Here is a 19,662-nt window from a genome sequence, read left to right on the forward strand (position 1 = left end):
GGAATCATGCCATCAGCAATTCATTGCTGAGAAATCATATCCAAATGCAATGAATATTAAGTTGCGCTTTACACCAAACCCAGCACACGTTTAACTGGGCCAAAACTACGGCGATGATGTTTTGTCGCACCGAAGGCAGACAATTTTTCCAGATGGACAGCGGTTGGATAACCTTTGTGCTGCGCAAAACCATATTCAGGAAAGACCTGATCTAACTCGGTCATTTCACGATCTCGGGTCACTTTAGCCAGAATCGAAGCTGCGCTAATTTCAGCTACTCGGCTATCACCTTTCACCACAGCTAACGATGGCATAGCCAATTTCGGGCAGCGATTCCCATCAATCAAGACATAATCAGGTGCGATATGCAGCCCCGCAACCGCTCTTTGCATCGCCAGCATCGTAGCATGCAATATATTCAGTTGGTCTATCTCTTCTGGTTCAGCACGACCAAGGCTCCATGATAGGGCCTTTTCGGTAATTTCGTCATACAGTGATAAGCGACGCTTTTCACTCAATTTTTTCGAATCAGCCAGCCCAATGATAGGCCGTTTTGGGTCAAGAATCACAGCAGCCGTGACAACTGCGCCAACAAGGGGGCCACGGCCGACTTCGTCCACACCGGCAATGAGATTTGCCTGCGGGTAGATAAATATTTCCGTCATCGTCCAGCTAACTCCATGACTGCTTGCGCTGCCTGCTCATCGGCACCACAGCGAATACTCTGATGCAAAATCAGAAAACGCGCTTTTAATTCTTCAACCACTTCACCGCCTTGCAACAACGGCAACAATGCATCAGCCAATTCTTGCGGCTGACATTCTTGTTGCAGCAATTCCGTCACCAACTCTTCCCCTGCTAACAAGTTTGGTAATGATACATAGGGGGTTTTGACTAGACGTTCAGCCAACCAGAAAGTGAACGGTTTCATACGATAACCGACGACCATTGGGCATTTTGCCAACATACATTCTAATGCAGCAGTACCGGATGCCAACAGCGTCGCATCGCTGGCTATCATTGCCGCACGAGCATTACCGTCCAGTAAATGTACCGATAGATCAGGAGCAACCTCAGCTTTGATACGTTCAAATTGTTCGCGTCGCTTACTATTGACCAGAGGCACCAAGACTTCCAGTTCAGGCAGTTGCTGCTTCAGGAGGACAGCGGTACGCAGAAAATCACCACTGAGCATTTCAACTTCTGAGTGGCGGCTTCCTGGTAGTAAAGCTAAACAAGGCACGTTTGACGCAATGCCTAATTCAGCTCTTGCTGCTGACTTATCTGGGGTTAATGGCATGGCGTCGGCCATGGTATGACCAATAAAGCGGCAAGGAACATTAAAACGATCGTAAAACGCTTTTTCAAAAGGAAGAAAAGCGAGCACCATATCAGTCGCTTTACCTATTTTGAAAACACGTTTTTGTCGCCAAGCCCATACTGATGGACTGACATAATGAATGGTACGAATACCACGTTGCTTCAAGCGCCCTTCTAGGGTGATATTAAAATCAGGCGCATCAATGCCCACAAAAACATCAGGAGCTAACTCACTAAAACGTTGAGTTAGCTCTTTTCGGATTTTCAGCAACCGTGGCAAGCGTTCTAGTACTTCAACAACGCCCATCACTGCCAATTCTTCCATCTCAAACCAAGCTTCACATCCTTCAGCTTGCATCAGAGGCCCCGCAACGCCAACAAAGCGAGCATTAGGCACCTGAGCTTTCAGCGCACGAATTAATCCGGCACCTAAGATGTCGCCAGATGTTTCTCCAGCGACTAAACCTATCGTTAAAGGACGTTCGCCACTTAATGGACGATCAACAGCTAATGGGCTAATTTGCATAGATCAGCGAATAATGCCGCGAGTCGAACGAGCAAAGAAATCACTAAATGCTTGAACGGCTGGATATTGCTCCGCCAATTCAGCAATTTCAGGTTTCACTTCATCTAACGTTCTACCACTGCGATACAGTAACTTGTATGCATTGCGGATAGCATGAAGCGATTCTTTGTCGAAACCACGACGTTTCAGCCCTTCGATATTGATACCGAACGGTGTCGCGTGGTTACCTTGTGCAATGACAAACGGAGGCACGTCTTGAGCAACGCCAGAACAACCACCCACCATAACATGCGCACCGATCACGCAGAATTGGTGAATGGCAGTCATACCACCGATAATGGCATAATCGTCAATTTCCACATGACCACCCAGCGTTGCATTATTCGCAAGAATGCAACGATTGCCGATAATACAGTCATGGGCAATATGGGCATTGATCATCAGTAAATTATCGCTGCCTACTTTCGTCAATTCCCCACCTTGCACTGTGCCACGATGGATAGAAACGCTTTCACGGATACGGTTACGATCACCGATCTCGACTCGAGTTGGCTCACCTGCATATTTCAGATCCTGATTTGCTTCACCAATAGAAGCAAATTGGTAAATCTGATTATCGCAGCCGATTTTTGTTATTCCATTAACGACGACATGGGATTTCAGTTCCGTGCCAGCGCCGATTTCCACCTGGGATCCGACAAAGCAGAAGGGGCCAATACGAACGCCTGCGCCAATAACAGCGCCTTCTTCGACGATAGAACTTGGATGGATAACGGCCGTTTTGTCAATCACGTATCAGGACTCCTTTGCAACTACAGGTTCTGCTGGCGGTGTCGCGGGTTTGCTACGAGCACACATCATGGTAGCCGTACAAACAATCTCACCATCGACTTTGGCAACACCGGTAAAACGAGTCAAACCACGACGTTCTTTGACAAACTCAACTTCCATGATCATTTGATCACCAGGAACAACCGGACGCTTGAAGCGGGCTTCATCAATACCAGCAAAATAATAAAGCTCGCCAGGTTCAAGCTTACCACGGCTCTTAAACGCCAAAATCCCTGTAGCCTGCGCCATCGCTTCTAAAATCAGCACGCCTGGGAAAATAGGTTTGCCCGGAAAGTGGCCTTGGAAAAATGGCTCGTTGAAAGAGACGTTCTTCACTGCACGCAGAAATTTTCCTTCCTCAAAATCAAGGACACGATCTACCAGCAAGAACGGAAAACGGTGCGGGAGTAGATCCAAAATCTCTTCAATATGCAGAGTATGAGTGTCAGTAGTCAAAATACTCTTCCTGTCTAAAAAACTGATGCTATCAACAACACGGCCTGCACTGCCCCAAAAGGGAGGCATTAGGCAGGCCGCAAATTAGGAACTCTGTATACCCTTCATATTTGAAACTGCTGGAGCTGGCGCTACTTTTATACCCAAGCACTCACTTTAAACATTCACGTGAGAAAGTCTCAGGATTCATTCGCTTACAACCAGCCTGCAATATCCATTTCTGTGGGTATCTACTTTTGGCATCAACTGCCAATAGCTTAATTATTTGCTCAGAGTGTCTGGCTTGAGTGATTATTCTTTATCGATTTTACGTTCAATAGCTTTTAATCGCTTATTAATCCCATCAATATTCATCACTAAAGCAGCTGTCTTGCGCCAAACTTTATTCGGTTGTAGCGGAATACCGGAGGAGTATAACCCAGGTTCAGTGATTGGACGCATCACCATTCCCATTCCAGTCACAGTGACTTTGTCACAAATCTCCATGTGACCATTGATCACACTGGCTCCACCTATCATGCAATAACGGCCAATTTTCAGGCTGCCAGCCATGATAACACCACCCGCAACTGCGGTATTGTCGCCAATCACAACGTTATGTGCAATCTGACATTGGTTATCAATGATGACGCCGTTACCAATTATCGTATTATCTAACGCACCACGGTCAATCGTTGTACAGGCACCAATCTCTACACGGTCACCAATATGCACAGAACCAAGTTGCGGGATTTTTATCCAGTTACCACGATCATTTGCATAGCCAAAACCATCTGCACCAATGACCGTACCGGACTGAATCAGGCAATTTTGCCCAATCACAACTTCATGATAAACGGAAACATTGGCCCACAAACGGCTACCAGCGCCAATGTGAGTATCTTTACCAATAAAGCAGCCAGCACCGATAACAACGTTATCGCCCAGCACAACACCTGATTCTATCACTGCATTTGCGCCGACAGAGACGTTCTCTCCCAGCGTTGCCTGTGAAGAAATCACCGCACTCGGAGCAATATCTTGCGCCGGTTGAGGTGTGGTATCCATTATTTGCGCCATACGTGCATAGGTTAAATAGGGATTCTTAACCACAAGCGCCGCAGATTTACAAAAAGGTAAGTCAGCCTCAGTTAACACCACAGCACCTGCATGACAAGTGGCGAGTTGTTCCTGATAACGGCTATTTGACAAAAACGTGATTTGCTCAGGTTGGGCAGAATGCATAGAAGCGATGCCGGTGATGACGATATCGCCATCACCGTGCACCTGTGCATCCAACTGCTGGGCTAAATCAGCCAGTCGAATTGAAGGCATGTTTTATTTAACCTGTTTCAGCACGTCAGCAGTAATGTCTTTTGAAGGGTCAGCGTATGCAACAGCATTCGCATCAATCACCACATCATAACCGCCTTTGCTAGCAACAGATTTAACAGCATCCTGAATACGGCTCAGAATTTTGTTACGTTCTTCCATCTGACGACGACGATTATCCTGCTCAAAAGCCTGAGCTTTAGTTGAGAAGGTTTCACGTTGTTTCATTACATCGTTTTCCAGCTTAGTACGGTCGCTGGCTTTCATGGTAGAACCATCACGTTGCAGTCTCTGCATTTTAGTCTGCAGATCTTTTTCCATTCCTTGCAATTCGGTTGCACGGCCTTTGAATTCATTCTCCAGCTGCTTAGCTACGGTTTCACGCGCAGGTAATTGTTGGAAGATGCTGGAAACATTAACAATAGCAATCTTGTCAGCGGCTTGAACGCTGGCTGAAGCAGCCAATGCTAAACCAAGACCTGCGGCACACAACCACTTTTTCACTATAAACTCCTTACCATTACCCGTTTGTGTCAGAGACACCTTGAAGTGCACTTAATACTGAATAACACCTAAGATAGCGCCAGCCAGAGCCAACGCCGTCTTAGGTTATTTCAACTACCAGTGCTGTCTTTAAAATTCGGTCCTGCTTTGCCAAACAATTACCAAGTTTTACCGATGTTAAACTGGAATTGCTCTGACTTATCACCTTCGTAATCTTTAACCGGTTTAGCATATGAGAACACTAATGGTCCCAATGGAGACATCCATTGCAATGACACACCGGCAGACACACGAATATTACTCGCTTTACTGTAATCAGGTATGCCAGCAGCGCGTGTTGCTGCCGTATTTTCCCAATTGGTATCCCATACTGTACCGGAATCAATGAAGAATGAAGTCCGTATAGAGTTAGAGTATTTCTCACTGATAAACGGTGTCGGTGTAATCAGTTCTAAACTGGCCACCGCCATCGCGTTACCACCGACTGCATCGGTAGAGTTTCTGACAGTTCCATCAGTATTATAGTACGCCGCTTTTGGACCGATGTTATTTGATCGGAAACCACGTACTGAACTGGAACCACCCGCATAGAAGTTTTCGTAGAATGGCATCTCTTTAGAGCCGATACCGTCGCCATAACCCAAACGACCACGGCCTAACAGCACCCACGAATGATCTTCATCTATCGGCTGATAAGCAGACGTATCAAACGTCACTTTGTAGAACTCGTTATCAGAACCCGGCACAGTCACTTTGGTATTGACTGATGACTTAACACCCTTAGTTGGGAAGAAACCACGGTCAAGGTTGTTATATGTCCACCCCATATTCAGCGTGAAATCGTCTGCGGTGAAGCCTGCACGGTCAACTAGGTTAGGATCTTGACCAACAGAGTCAAGGTATCGCCACATAGCGACTTGCGGTTCCATATCTGACAGGTCGTTATGGACGTAACCTAAGCCAACACGCAAGGAGTTATACTCATTGATTGGGAAGCCTAAAGTACCATCAACACCATAACTACTGTTGGTATAGCCAGACAGGTCTGCATTATCTGCTTTAAAGTCATTATAGAAGATACGCCCACCCAGACTAACACCATCAACAGTGAAGTAAGGGTCAGTCAACGTAAATTCAGCATACGTCTGGTAATCGTTTTTCGTACCGTTAATACCGACAGTATTACCCGTACCTAACCAGTTTTCCTGCTGAACGCCGACTTGGAAGCTCACACCACTTTCAGTACCGTAACCGATACCAAAGTTGAGGCTACCCGTATTTCGTTCTTTAACTTTGTAAGTAATGTCTACCTGATCAGGTGTTCCAGGAACACGTTGAGTTTCAACTTCAACGGTTTCGAAGTAACCAAGGCGGTTCAAACGCTCTTTACCCGCTTCAACTTGATCATTCCCTAGCCAAGCACCTTCCATCTGGCGCATTTCACGGCGCAATACGGAATCTTTACTGGTGTCATTACCTTCGAAGCGAACATTACGGACATAGAAGCGGTTACCCGCATCGACATTGATATGCAGTTTCACTGTTTTATCAGCATCGTTAATTTCAGGCTGCGACACGACACGCGGATAAGCATAGCCATAACGGCCCAACATCTTCTTGATGTCATCTTCCATTCGCGTGACTTTACTGCCGTTAAACAGTTCACCTGGCTCAATCTGTACCAGCTTATCCGCCTCAGACTGGTGCCCCGCAAGATTACCGCTCACAACCACGCTATTAAGCTTGTATTGATTGCCTTCGGTAATGTTGATGGTGATATAGATGCCTTTTTTATCTGGCGTCAAACTGACCTGAGTCGAATCAATGTTGAATCGCGCATAACCGCGATCCAAGTAGAAACTACGCAAGGTTTCAAGGTCACCTGCCAACTTCTGCTTCTGATATTTGCGATCGCCAACCACGTTCCACCACGGCACTTCATCTCGCAACTGGAAGCGAGAGATGAGCTCATCAGTTGTGAAACTGTGATTACCGACGATGTTGATCTGCTGAATTTTTGCAGAAACACCTTCAGTGAAGACTAATTTAAGATCGACACGGTTACGCGGCAACGGTGTAACAACAGCCTTCACAGAAGCGCTGTATTTACCCACGCTGTAGTAGAAATCTTCGAGTCCTTTTTCAATGCTGGATATAGTGGTACGGTCCAGGGCTTCGCCAACCCGGACGCCAGAGGCTTCCAGATTCTGCTTGAGCATGTCATCTTTCACCGCTTTGTTACCGGAGAAAGTGATGCTGGCAATCGTTGGGCGTTCTTTGACTTGAACAATCAGCGTATCACCATCGCGCAGGACGCGAACGTCCTCGAAGTTGCCTGTAGCAAACAACGCACGAATAGTATTACCGATGTCATCATCACTGACGGTATCGCCTACGCGAACCGGCATATTAAGTAACGCCGCACCGACGGCGACCCGTTGCAGGCCTTCGAAATGAATATCTTTCACTACGAACCCGTCTGCACCGTATACGGTGGCGCTGCCAAACAGCAGCGACGCTATGAGCAACTTTTTCATCGCCATCGTTGTTATGCGTTCTTCCTAACCTATCCCCTGCCGTTAAAGACGGGAGAAATCATTGAAAAGTGCAAGCCCCATTAATAACACCAGCAAAATAGAGCCAATGCGATAACTGAAGTCTTGTACTCGCTCAGAAACCGGCCCACCCTTGAGCTTCTCTATCGCCAGGAAGAGCAGATGTCCACCATCTAATACCGGTAACGGGAACAGATTGATAATGCCCAAGTTGACACTGATTAGCGCCAAAAACATCAGGTAATACACCAACCCGTACTCAGCTGATACTCCAGCGCCTTGTGCAATAGATATCGGGCCACTCAAGTTATTCAGTTTAACGTCACCAGTAATCAGTTTACCCAACATGCTTACCGTCAACCGCATCAACTGCCAGGTTTTATCCCCAGCTTGATAGAGTGCGGTGAACGGGCCATATTGGCGAATCGTTCTATACTCATCCGGAAGCGGTATCACTTTCGGCACTACACCCGCAAAACCTTCACTGCGGTTTTCTCCAACCGATTTTGTATCTGGAATCAAAGTTAAAGACAAGGGGGTACTTCCCCTTTCAATCTCTAATACCAGCGGTTTACCGGGATTATCACGAACCTGTAAAACAAAAGTCTGCCACCGATCCAGTGCTTGACCGCCAACTTTAACGATCCTATCCCCTGCTTGTAAACCTGCCTTTTGTGCAGCAGAGCCAGATTGTACTTCAGCCAGAACAGATTCGATCTGTGGGCCGCGGGGAATTATACCCAGTGCAACAACAGGATCTTGCTTATCTGGTTCAAATTGCCACTGCCGTAAATCCAACGTCTTCTGCACGATATTGCTAGTGCCTGATACCTCATGACCAGCCGTGAATGGTGCGACGCCAACTTGCGTTTGCTGATCACCAATTTTACTGATTAGTGCCAAGCGAACAGAATCCCAGTCAGGCGTTTCGATACCATCTACCGACTTAAGTTCCATTCCTGGAGAAATATTGGCTTGCGCAGCAATAGATTGTGGCGAAATATCACCCACAACAGGACGCACACTTGGCACACCAATGATGAACACCAGCCAGTAAGCAATGACAGCAAAAAGGAAGTTAGCAATAGGACCCGCGCTGACGATTGCCGCACGTTGCAAAACAGTTTTATTGTTAAAAGATTGATGGCGAAATTCTGGCGCAACAGCCTCTACGCGTTCATCCAACATTTTAACATAGCCGCCTAGTGGAATCAGGGCGATGACATATTCAGTACCCTGACGATCGGTGCGGCGCCATAAAGATTTGCCAAAACCAATCGAAAAGCGTTCTACGCGGACACCACAACGCCGTGCCACCCAAAAGTGGCCGAATTCATGCACAGTGATTAAGATCCCCAGTGCGATAATAAACGCGGCCAGGCTCCAGAGTATGCTCATCATATTCCCTAAACTCCCCGTCAGTGACGGATTAAAACACTAACAGCATTAAGCAGGCAAATACCGGCACAGCTGCGGTCAGGCTATCGATACGATCCAGTATCCCACCATGACCAGGAATCAAATGACCACTGTCTTTGATTCCCGCTTCACGTTTAAACATACTTTCGGTCAAATCGCCGAGTACCGAGGCCAATGCTGCGACCACGGAACAGATTAACAGTTTTTCTGGGATGATATCCAACGGCGCGTATCGACCAAACAGCCATGATATCAGAGCTGATGTCACTAAACCGCCAATTAATCCTTCCCATGTTTTACCTGGTGAGACTTTAGGCGCTAATTTATGTTTACCGAATAGCTTACCGAACATATAAGCGCCCGAATCTGCCCCCCACACCAATAGCATTACGTATAACAACCACCAAGCTCCAATATTATGATGCTGGTCATAACCGTACTGGCGTAGTGCCACCATCCCCCAGAAAAACGGGACAATGGTCAGAATACCGAAAATGATACGTAAGAGACGCGAATCACGCCAAAATGCAGCGGAACGGGGATAAGTCAGTACCAATAGCAACGCAGCAAGCCACCACCCCATAGAAAGCCAGAGTGGGACACTAACTTGCGGAAGATGAGCTGAATGTTGATAAGCTGGGAGGCTTAGCAGCATCAAGACAAGTAGTAAACCGCAGAGCATAGCTAACCAGATACGCTGAGAACGACTGGCAAATCCAGCTAATTGCCCCCACTCCCAAGCTGCGAGCATACAGACAAAGAGAGTGACAATAGCAAAGCCAACCGGCGGAAGCAGGAACAGTGCACCAATGACAACTGGAATCAAAATCAAAGCAGTTATGAGACGATACTTCAGCAAAAGTTCCCCCTAGGATGCCGTGGCATCGATAGGTGTAGTTCCCCCGAAGCGACGCTCGCGTTGAGCAAATGCATTCAGCGCACCTTCAAAGACATGTTCATCAAAATCAGGCCAGAGTACATCAGTAAAGTAAAGTTCAGCATAGGCAATTTGCCACAACAAGAAATTACTGATGCGATGTTCACCACCGGTTCTGATCACTAAATCCACCTCAGATTGCTCATGTAGGCAGACATGCGAGTTTAGCGATTCTTCATTGATATCTGTGGGTTGCAGCTCCCCTCGCTGTACTTGTTCAGCTATATGGCGCACACCCTGAATAATATCCCAACGCCCACCATAATTGGCAGCAATGTTAAGTTTCAGACCGTCATTATTGACTGTAAGCGCTTCTGAGCGACGGATCCGTTGTTGCAAACGTTCACTAAACCGACTGATATCACCAATAACCGATAAACGAACATTATGTTTATGCAGGCTTTTGACTTCGCTGTCCAGTGCGCGAACAAAAAGCTCCATTAAAGCGGTGACTTCCTGAGCAGGACGATTCCAGTTTTCACTACTGAAAGCATAAAGTGTGAGTGCATCCAAATGATGGGTTGCAGCAAAACTTACCGCACGCCGAACCGATTTCACACCTGCTTTATGACCGAAAACTCTTAATTTTCCGCGATTTTTAGCCCAGCGCCCATTACCATCCATAATGATTGCAACATGGCGCGGCATCAGGGGGGACAAGCTAGCCCTATCTTCATTTACAGACGACATAATGCGGACTCATTTCCTCAAAAATCAATTGTTCGTCCCGAACATTAGGCAGTAAATGCACAAAAAAAGCCGTGTACCAAGTCACGGCTTCTTAAGTGACAGCCAAAATAGACGGCTTAAATACTTATTGGGCCACTAATCAACAGCCTATATCTCTATCGGCGGTGCAGACTATATCATCTCAGCCTTACCCTAACAAATTCCCAAATCAGATAGTAATTCTGAATTATTTAATTTTGCGATAGCTCGGGCCGCCGTTGTACGAGCTTTGCGATCGATCACCAGAACTTCATCCACACTAGCGGGTTCAGGTAACGATAAATGCTCTACTACTGCTCGATTAACAGCTGCGATATCAGTAAAACGAATCTGTGAATCTAAAAATGCCATGACTGACACTTCGTTCGCAGCATTCAATGCTGTCGTTGCGGCCTGTCCCGCATTACATGCATCAATTGCCAGTTTCAGACACGGGTAACGTAAGTAATCCGGTGCAGCAAAAGTCAGTTCGCTTATTTTACAAAAATCCAGCGACGCTACACCTGAATTAACGCGTTTTGGATACGCCATCGCATGCGCAATAGGTGTGCGCATATCAGGTGTGCCCATTTGTGCCAGAACACTACCATCATAATAGCGCACCATAGAATGAATGACGGATTGAGGATGTATAATGACCTCAATTTGTTGTGCACTTGCATTAAATAGCCAACGAGCTTCGATATACTCAAGCCCTTTATTCATCATTGTTGCAGAGTCGACGGAAATTTTACGACCCATAGACCAGTTTGGATGGGCACAAGCTTGATCAGGTGTGACATCTGCAAATTGCGACAATGGAATTTCGCGTAATGGCCCACCAGAACCTGTCAGAATGATACTCGAAACGCCATTATCACTCAGTGAAGAATAGCCCAATTGGTGCTGAACATTTTCAGGTAAACTCTGAAAAATAGCATTATGCTCACTGTCGATTGGCAACAGTTGCGCTTTACTGTTTTTCACCTCATCCATGAACAGTTTGCCACAAGTAATCAGGGATTCTTTGTTGGCCAGTAATACCTGTTTACCCGCACGAATAGCCGCTAGTGTGGAAGATAGCCCAGCCACACCAACAATCGCGGCCATTACCTGGTCAACATCATTTAGCGCAGCCATCTCACAGGCAGCTTTTTCGCCTGAGAGCACCTCGGTTTTTGAGCCGTTCTCAGCTAAAAGCAGGCGCAATGCTTTCGCAGATGTTTCATCACTCATTGCAGCATAACGGGGAGAGAATTCGAGACATTGCCGAGCCATCTGCTCGACATTCCGACCAGCAACCAATGCAGTGACGTTGAATAATTCAGGATTAGCACGCACAACAGCCAATGTGCTGTTGCCGATAGAACCAGTAGAACCAAGAATAGTCAGTTGCTTCATGAGAGTACTCTGAATAACTGTTTTTGTGATAGGCGAGGTATTAACCTTCCTGCAAGACAGGCGGCATACTCATATCCTCAAGCCCAATTTTATGACGCTGTAAATCAAATGACAAATTAACTGACAATATAATTTTCCGATATCATATTGATATGATTAAAATTTTTATCGGTTGAGAATATTAACTCAGCTAAAAACAAAGCGCCCCCTAGGCGGCGCTTTGTTATGGTGAATAAGGATTAAAAATCCATTAACTCAGCTTCTTTGGCCGCTAATGCCGTATCAACTTTTTTGATAAAGGCATCAGTCAGCTTTTGTACGTCGTCCTGAGAGCGGCGATCTTCATCTTCGCTAATCTCTTTATCTTTCAACAACGCTTTTACTTTTTCGTTAGCATCGCGGCGTACGTTACGAATAGAGACACGACCTTGCTCTGCTTCTGCACGCACAACTTTGATGAGGTCTTTACGGCGTTCTTCAGTCAACGCTGGCAATGGAACACGGATTACAGTACCAGCAGAAGAAGGGTTTAGACCCAAATCAGACGTCATAATTGCTTTCTCAACGGCAGCGCTTAGGCTACGGTCAAAAACAGTCAAAGCCAGAGTGCGAGAGTCTTCAACAACGATGTTAGCCAACTGACGTAATGGTGTAGCAGTGCCATAGTATTCAACCTGAATGCCATCAAGAATACTTGGAGAGGCACGACCGGTACGAATCTTGCTGATATGGTTCTGGAAGGCTTCAAAGCATTTTTCCATGCGCACTTCAGCGTCTTTTCTAATTTCGTTAATCACGTTGTTAACCCTTGAAAACTGGTTACTTGGCAGGCCATAGCTTCAGTATAGCCGGTGAATATACAAACCAACAGTTGCTGGCTAAAGAGGCAGCCTTTAAGCGAAACGCCCCTAGGCCATTCGAGCATCTGCTTATTTAGCGATTGATGTCACTTCTTTGGTGATCAACGTCCCTTCATTCTCCCCCATCACCACGCGACGCAGTGCACCAGGCTTATTCATGTTAAAGACGCGGATAGGTAGATTATGGTCACGTGCCAAAGTGAAGGCCGCCAGATCCATAACTTTAAGCTCACGCTCTAAAACATCCTGATAGGTTAACTGTTCGTACAGTGTTGCGTCAGGATTTTTCACCGGATCTGCGGAGTAGACCCCATCAACTTTGGTCGCTTTCAGCACCACATCAGCTTCGATTTCGATACCACGCAAGCATGCAGCTGAATCTGTCGTGAAGAATGGATTACCTGTACCGGCGGCAAAAATGACCACACGGTTATGACGCAGCAAGCTGATAGCTTCAGCCCAACTGTAATTATCACATACGCCATTCAATGGAATAGCTGACATCAAGCGAGCGTTCACATAGGCACGATGCAGTGCATCTCGCATTGCCAGGCCATTCATTACAGTAGCCAGCATTCCCATGTGGTCGCCCACAACGCGGTTCATCCCTGCCTGTGCCAAACCGGCACCGCGGAATAAGTTACCACCGCCAATGACCACACCGACCTGAATGCCCAATTCGACAAGCTCTTTAACTTCTTGAGCCATGCGATCCAAAACGCTTGCGTCGATACCAAAACCTTCTGCACCTTGCAGGGCTTCGCCACTAAGCTTAAGCAGGATACGCTGATATACGGGTTTTGCATTGGTTGCCATGGTGTTCTGTCCTAGCAGCAGTAGTGATATGGGGGAGACTTGTCCGTCAGACATTCAACACAATTCTATGCGTTAAAACTGAACGAAATAAATTCTGTGTGAATAAAATGGAACCGCCTATTGGCGGCCCCATTTTTAGCATTAAGACTGTTTGCTCATCGCTGCAACTTCAGCAGCAAAGTCAGTCTCAGCTTTCTCAATGCCTTCACCTACTTCAAAGCGAACGAAGTTGACAACGTCAGCTTTGTTTTCTTTCAGCAGATCGCCAACAGTTTTGCTTGGGTCCATAACGAAGTTCTGACCAGTCAGAGAAACTTCGCCAGTGAACTTACGCATACGGCCTTCAACCATCTTCTCAGCAATTTCACGTGGTTTGCCGGATTCGATAGCGATGTCCAACTGGATTTGGTGCTCACGAGCAACAACTTCAGCAGGGACATCTTCTGGCTTAACATATTCAGGCTTGCTCGCAGCAATGTGCATAGCAATGTGCTTAACCAGCTCTTCATCAGCGCCAGTTGCCGCAACCATAACGCCGATACGTGCGCCGTGCAGATATGTACCCAGAACATCGCCTTCCAGTGCAGCAATACGGCGAATATTGATATTTTCACCGATTTTAGCAACCAGGTTTGCACGTGTTTCTTCGAACTTAGCTTTCAACACGTCGATATCAGTGATTTTGTCAGCCAGCGCTGCGTTAATCACTTCTTCGCCGAATGCTTTAAAACCAGCATCTTTAGCAACGAAGTCAGTTTCACAGTTCAGTTCTAGAATCACACCGAATTTACCGTCGGCTGAAACTTTAGCCAGAATGATACCTTCAGCAGCGATACGGCCTGCTTTCTTGGCAGCTTTAGCCTGACCAGATTTACGCATATTGTCGATGGCAAGCTCGATGTCGCCGTTAGCTTCAACCAACGCCTTTTTACATTCCATCATGCCTGCGGCAGTACGCTCACGCAGTTCTTTTACCAAAGCAGCGGTAATAGCAACCATTTCAATTTCCTCGGTTCTCTTGTGAAGACAAGATCTCACATTAGATACGCAAAGGGGGCCTATAAAAGGCCCCCCTAACCAACATTTTTCAATACCTGGTTAATAAGGGCTCCTGCGAGCCTGACTTATTATTCAGCTTCTACGAAGCTTTCTTCCGCTTGAACGGCCAGATCTTGAGAACGACCTTCATTGACAGCAGTAGCAACAGAGCTCAGGTACAGTTTAACTGCACGGATTGCATCGTCGTTACCTGGGATGATGAAGTCAACGCCATCTGGATCGGAGTTAGTATCAACGATAGAGAATACCGGGATACCCAGGTTGTTAGCTTCTTTGATAGCGATGTGTTCGTGATCAGCATCAACAACAAACAGAGCATCTGGTAAACCGCCCATGTCCTTGATACCGCCCAAGCTGTTTTCCAACTTGTTCAGTTCACGAGTACGCATCAGCGCTTCTTTTTTAGTCAGCTTGTCAAAAGTGCCGTCTTGAGACTGGATTTCCAGATCTTTCAAACGTTTGATGGACTGACGAACAGTTTTCCAGTTAGTCAGCATCCCGCCCAACCAGCGATGGTTCACGAAGAACTGATCGCAGTTGTTGGCAGCTTCTTTTACCGCTTCGCTTGCTGCGCGTTTAGTACCAACGAACAAGATCTTACCTTTACGGGAAGAAATCTTTTTCAACTCAGCCAGAGCTTCGTTGAACATTGGAACAGTTTTTTCCAGGTTGATGATGTGAACTTTGTTACGTGCGCCGAAGATGAAAGGCTTCATTTTCGGGTTCCAGTAACGGGTCTGGTGACCGAAGTGAACACCGGCCTGGAGCATATCGCGCATGGAAACAGTTGCCATGATTAAAACCTCTATAGTATCAGTTGGGGTTATGCCTCCACGTATCCCATAACGCCGACCCCACAAGTGATTGATAATTATCAAAAACTTTAGGGCACCCCGGCGTATGTGTCGACACGTGTGTGTTATTTACACATATGAGTGCGTTTGGTATTACTCAGCTAAATCACACATTTGTCACTAGCACATGACTAAGAACGCAGTGCGATTCGCCGGCGCGCTTTATACCATAAACTGCCGCAATACACCAACTTTTGTTGCATATAGTGCCGCCACTGCAAACGAAAGTTTGGCAGCAAATTGCAGGGCTGATACCATTAGCGCCAGATTTTTTATGAATCGACATTCATCTGTTTTTTCTACAACTATTGTTTTCTACAACAACTATTGTTTTCTACAACTATGCCCAGATAATTTAGCGTGGCAGGCCGGTAGCGCTCTCCCCCCTGCGATAGCGACAACGATGAAGGGTATAATTAATAACGGCGGCTGATACATACAGCCCTCACGGACACTTGCATGGCAATCTCAATCAAAACACCTGAAGACATTCAAAAAATGCGCGTTGCTGGCCGCTTGGCTGCTGAGGTGCTGGAAATCATTGAACCTCATGTAAAACCAGGGGTCAGCACCGGCGAACTTGATCGTATTTGTCACGACCATATCACCAACCATCAGCAAGCTATTTCTGCCTGCTTGGGGTATCACGGTTACCCAAAATCAGTTTGTATCTCAGTGAATGAAGTCATCTGTCACGGCATCCCAAGTGATGAAAAAATCCTGAAAGATGGCGATATCGTCAATATCGACGTTACCGTGATTAAAGATGGTTTTCATGGCGACACCTCCAAAATGTTCATCGTCGGCAAACCAACTATTTTGGGCGAACGCCTGTGCCGCGTGACACAAGAGAGCCTCTATTTGGCCATCAAGATGGTCAAACCAGGTATCCGCCTGCGCACGCTGGGTAAAGCTATCCAGCAGTTTGTTGAAGCAGAGAACTTCTCTGTGGTGCGTGAGTATTGTGGTCACGGTATTGGCGAAGGCTTCCATGAAGAGCCTCAAGTTCTGCACTACGATGCAGATGACGGTGGCGTGGTCTTGCAAACAGGTATGGCGTTCACGATTGAACCCATGGTGAATGCTGGGGATTACCGAATTCGCACCATGAAAGACGGTTGGACGGTAAAAACTAAAGATCGCAGCTTGTCGGCGCAGTATGAGCATACTATTGTGGTAACGGATAACGGCTGCGAAATAATGACGTTGCGAAAGGATGACACCATTCCCAACATCATAACGCACGAGTAATGATGACAAGCCGGCTTCCGCCGGCTTTTTTATGGGCTGCGTTTCTTATCAGGTATACATTCATCTCAGGTTTACATTCATCGGGAAAGCATATGTCTGAAAATCATACCGGGCACGCTGTAGCACTGGCGCTCACCATTCCTGAGCAGCCCGCTTCACCCAGTACCTATCTTGATGGTGAGCTTAATTGCGCGAGCCTCAAGCAACGGCTTGAAGCATTTCAATCCTGGTTAGCTGAAGCATTCAATGGCGGAATCAGCGCTGAGGCTTTAATTGCAGCACGCAGTCATTACATCGACCAATTGTTGCAGCGTTTGTGGGCATATTACGGCTTTGATGACGTTCCCGAAACTGCGTTAGTCGCCGTCGGGGGTTATGGGCGTGGTGAACTGCACCCCCTATCAGACATTGATGTATTAGTCCTAAGCAAACAGCGCTTGAATGATGAGCAAGCTCAGCGAATCGGCCAGTTGATCACACTACTCTGGGATCTGAAGCTAGAAGTGGGCCATAGCGTGCGTACTTTGGAGGAGTGTTTATTGGAAGGATTGGCCGATCTCACCGTCGCCACCAACATGATTGAATCTCGTCTAATTTGTGGTGACGTGGCTCTGTTCTTACAGATGCAAAAGCACATTTTTAGCGATGGTTTCTGGCCTTCGCCTCAATTTTTCCATGCCAAAATTGCCGAGCAGCATGAGCGGCATAAGCGCTATCACGGCACTAGCTATAATCTGGAACCGGATATTAAAAGCAGTCCCGGCGGGTTAAGGGATATTCATACTCTATTGTGGGTCGCGCGCCGCCATTTTGGTGCCACGTCCTTAAGTGAGATGGTAGATTTCGGCTTTCTAACCAAAGCTGAGCGCAATGAGCTCATTGAAAGTTTGAGTTTTTTATGGCGTATTCGTTTTGCCTTACATCTGGTTTTGACTCGCTACGATAACCGATTGTTGTTTGATCGCCAGTTGAGTGTTGCCCAACTCCTGCAATATCAAGGCGAAGGTAATGAGCCGGTCGAGCATATGATGAAAGATTTTTATCGCATGACGCGCCGAGTCAGTGAACTCAACAACATGCTGTTGCAGCTGTTTGATGAAGCCATACTGGCACTGGATACCAATGAAAAACCACGCCCACTCGATGATGAGTTTCAGTTACGTGGTGACCTAATTGATCTGCGCGATGAAAATCTCTTTGTTCAGCAACCTGAAGCCATTATGCGCATGTTCTATCTGATGGTGCGCAATCAAGAAATCAAAGGGATTTACTCCACTACAGTACGCCGTTTACGCCATGCTCGTCGGCATCTAAAACAACCTCTATGCCAGATTCCTGAAGCTCGTAAGCTGTTTATGGCTATTTTGCGCCATCCAGGTGCGGTTTCTCGCGCATTACTGCCCATGCATCGCCATAGCGTGCTGTGGGCCTATATGCCGCAATGGGGCAGTATTGTCGGCCAAATGCAGTTTGACCTTTTCCATGCTTATACCGTTGATGAACACACGATTCGGGTACTGCTTAAACTCGAAAGCTTCGCGGATGAGAAGACTCGCCCGCAGCATCCCCTGTGTGTCGAGCTTTATCCGCGCCTGCCGCAGCCTGAATTACTACTACTCGCGGCGCTATTTCACGATATAGCCAAAGGACGTGGCGGTGACCATTCAATCCTGGGTGCTCACGATGTATTGGAATTTGCTGAGCAGCACGGACTTAACTCGCGCGAAGCGCAGCTCGTTGCTTGGCTTGTGCGCTGCCATTTGTTGATGTCAGTCACTGCCCAGCGCCGTGACATTCAAGACCCCGATGTTATCCAGCAATTTTCCGCTGAGGTGCAGAGTGAAACTCGCTTGCGTTATTTAGTCAGCCTGACCGTCGCTGACATCTGCGCCACCAATGAAACCTTATGGAATAGCTGGAAGCAGAGCCTATTACGCGAACTTTATTTTGCGACAGAAAAACAGCTTCGACGTGGGATGCAAAATAGCCCTGACTTGCGTGAGCGTGTTCGCCATCATCGACTACAAGCCTTGGCATTGCTACGGATGGATAATATCGATGAAGAAGCATTGCATCGTATCTGGAGCCGCTGTCGAGCCGATTATTTCCTGCGTCATTCGCCTAATCAATTGGCATGGCATGCCCGTCACTTGTTGGCTCATGACTCGACCAAACCACTGGTGTTGGTCAGCCGCCAAGCCACCCGAGGTGGAACCGAAATATTCATCTGGAGCCCTGACCGTCCATCATTATTTGCCGCTGTTGTCGGTGAATTGGATCGTCGTAATCTGAGCGTCCACGACGCGCAAATCTTCACTAACCGTGATGGTATGGCGATGGACACCTTTGTCGTGTTAGAACCGGATGGCAGCCCACTGGCGCAAGATCGGCATCCCGTCATTAGTCATGCCTTGGAACAAGCCATGACGCAACCAAACTATCAACATCCGCGTGTGAGAAGGTTGTCACCGAAACTGCGGCATTTCAGTGTGCCGACTGAAACTAATTTCTTGCCGACTCATAACGAGCGTCGGACTTATCTGGAGTTAATTGCGCTGGATCAGCCGGGCTTGTTGGCCCGCGTGGGTGAGGTCTTTGCTGACTTAGGATTATCGTTACATAGCGCACGGATCACGACGATAGGCGAGCGGGTGGAGGATTTATTTGTGTTAGCCGATAAAGATCGCCGCGCATTAAGCCCCGACACGCGCCGCGAATTGGCACAACGGTTGACAGATACCCTCAATCCAAACGATAAACTGTGATACAAATAACTTTTTAGCCATTAATTTACTTACAACCACGACCCTAAATCATTGGCGTTGTAGCAAGCACATAAATCCAGATGAGCTTT

17 protein-coding genes are annotated in these 19,662 nt (G+C 47.0%); 2 read left to right on the top strand and 15 right to left on the bottom strand.

All coding sequences use genetic code 11. The features are described from left to right. Positions 1 to 68: 68 nt before the first annotated feature. The 15 genes from rnhB to rpsB all read right to left on the bottom strand — a co-directional run bounded on the left by rnhB (position 69) and on the right by rpsB (position 15,497). Complete coding sequence (gene rnhB, locus BN68_RS12675; RefSeq protein ID WP_019211532.1) at positions 69 to 665, bottom strand: ribonuclease HII; 597 nt, start codon at positions 663 to 665, stop codon at positions 69 to 71. Then, positions 662 to 1,846, bottom strand: coding sequence for a lipid-A-disaccharide synthase (gene lpxB / locus BN68_RS12680; RefSeq protein WP_019211533.1), 1,185 nt, complete (start codon positions 1,844 to 1,846; stop codon positions 662 to 664). Before lpxB ends, rnhB begins: the two co-directional genes overlap by 4 nt. A 3-nt stretch (positions 1,847 to 1,849) precedes the next feature. Then, positions 1,850 to 2,638: an acyl-ACP--UDP-N-acetylglucosamine O-acyltransferase gene (gene lpxA, locus BN68_RS12685; RefSeq protein WP_019211534.1), complete on the bottom strand. Its 789-nt coding sequence runs from the start codon at positions 2,636 to 2,638 to the stop codon at positions 1,850 to 1,852. 3 nt (positions 2,639 to 2,641) lie between these two features. Beyond that, positions 2,642 to 3,133, bottom strand: a complete 492-nt coding sequence (gene fabZ / locus BN68_RS12690; RefSeq protein ID WP_004874503.1) for a 3-hydroxyacyl-ACP dehydratase FabZ — start codon at positions 3,131 to 3,133, stop codon at positions 2,642 to 2,644. A gap of 291 nt (positions 3,134 to 3,424) precedes the next feature. Beyond that, positions 3,425 to 4,447, bottom strand: coding sequence for a UDP-3-O-(3-hydroxymyristoyl)glucosamine N-acyltransferase (gene lpxD, locus BN68_RS12695; RefSeq protein WP_019211535.1), 1,023 nt, complete (start codon positions 4,445 to 4,447; stop codon positions 3,425 to 3,427). A gap of 3 nt (positions 4,448 to 4,450) precedes the next feature. Next, positions 4,451 to 4,948, bottom strand: a complete 498-nt coding sequence (gene skp / locus BN68_RS12700; protein ID WP_019211536.1) for a molecular chaperone Skp — start codon at positions 4,946 to 4,948, stop codon at positions 4,451 to 4,453. A gap of 158 nt (positions 4,949 to 5,106) precedes the next feature. Then, complete coding sequence (gene bamA, locus BN68_RS12705; RefSeq protein WP_019211537.1) at positions 5,107 to 7,491, bottom strand: outer membrane protein assembly factor BamA; 2,385 nt, start codon at positions 7,489 to 7,491, stop codon at positions 5,107 to 5,109. A 36-nt stretch (positions 7,492 to 7,527) separates the two neighbouring features. Continuing rightward, positions 7,528 to 8,904: a sigma E protease regulator RseP gene (rseP, locus tag BN68_RS12710; protein ID WP_019211538.1), complete on the bottom strand. Its 1,377-nt coding sequence runs from the start codon at positions 8,902 to 8,904 to the stop codon at positions 7,528 to 7,530. A 28-nt stretch (positions 8,905 to 8,932) separates the two neighbouring features. Further along, positions 8,933 to 9,781: a phosphatidate cytidylyltransferase gene (gene cdsA / locus BN68_RS12715; RefSeq protein WP_019211539.1), complete on the bottom strand. Its 849-nt coding sequence runs from the start codon at positions 9,779 to 9,781 to the stop codon at positions 8,933 to 8,935. Positions 9,782 to 9,790: 9 nt separating this feature from the next. Next, complete coding sequence (gene ispU / locus BN68_RS12720) at positions 9,791 to 10,549, bottom strand: (2E,6E)-farnesyl-diphosphate-specific ditrans,polycis-undecaprenyl-diphosphate synthase (RefSeq protein ID WP_019211540.1); 759 nt, start codon at positions 10,547 to 10,549, stop codon at positions 9,791 to 9,793. Positions 10,550 to 10,741: 192 nt separating this feature from the next. Continuing rightward, on the bottom strand, positions 10,742 to 11,968 hold the full coding sequence (gene ispC / locus BN68_RS12725) for a 1-deoxy-D-xylulose-5-phosphate reductoisomerase (RefSeq protein WP_019211541.1): 1,227 nt from the start codon (positions 11,966 to 11,968) through the stop codon (positions 10,742 to 10,744). Positions 11,969 to 12,207: 239 nt separating this feature from the next. After that, positions 12,208 to 12,765 carry a ribosome recycling factor gene (gene frr / locus BN68_RS12730; protein WP_019211542.1) on the bottom strand — a complete coding sequence of 186 codons (558 nt, stop codon included), beginning with the start codon at positions 12,763 to 12,765 and terminating at the stop codon, positions 12,208 to 12,210. A gap of 132 nt (positions 12,766 to 12,897) precedes the next feature. Continuing rightward, positions 12,898 to 13,644: a UMP kinase gene (gene pyrH, locus BN68_RS12735; protein ID WP_005185746.1), complete on the bottom strand. Its 747-nt coding sequence runs from the start codon at positions 13,642 to 13,644 to the stop codon at positions 12,898 to 12,900. Between the two features lie 141 nt (positions 13,645 to 13,785). Beyond that, positions 13,786 to 14,643 (bottom strand): translation elongation factor Ts, encoded by an 858-nt coding sequence (gene tsf / locus BN68_RS12740; RefSeq protein ID WP_019211543.1) that lies wholly within the window; start codon positions 14,641 to 14,643, stop codon positions 13,786 to 13,788. A gap of 128 nt (positions 14,644 to 14,771) precedes the next feature. Beyond that, on the bottom strand, positions 14,772 to 15,497 hold the full coding sequence (gene rpsB / locus BN68_RS12745; protein ID WP_019211544.1) for a 30S ribosomal protein S2: 726 nt from the start codon (positions 15,495 to 15,497) through the stop codon (positions 14,772 to 14,774). A gap of 519 nt (positions 15,498 to 16,016) precedes the next feature. Between rpsB and map the strand changes: the two genes are divergently transcribed. Continuing rightward, the gene (map, locus tag BN68_RS12750) at positions 16,017 to 16,808 is read left to right on the top strand and encodes a type I methionyl aminopeptidase (protein WP_019211545.1); all 792 of its coding nucleotides are present in this window, start codon (positions 16,017 to 16,019) and stop codon (positions 16,806 to 16,808) included. 92 nt (positions 16,809 to 16,900) lie between these two features. After that, positions 16,901 to 19,573 carry a bifunctional uridylyltransferase/uridylyl-removing protein GlnD gene (gene glnD, locus BN68_RS12755; protein WP_019211546.1) on the top strand — a complete coding sequence of 891 codons (2,673 nt, stop codon included), beginning with the start codon at positions 16,901 to 16,903 and terminating at the stop codon, positions 19,571 to 19,573. Positions 19,574 to 19,662: the final 89 nt, after the last annotated feature.

This window comes from Yersinia massiliensis CCUG 53443 (assembly GCF_000312485.1).
GTDB lineage: Bacteria > Pseudomonadota > Gammaproteobacteria > Enterobacterales > Enterobacteriaceae > Yersinia > Yersinia massiliensis.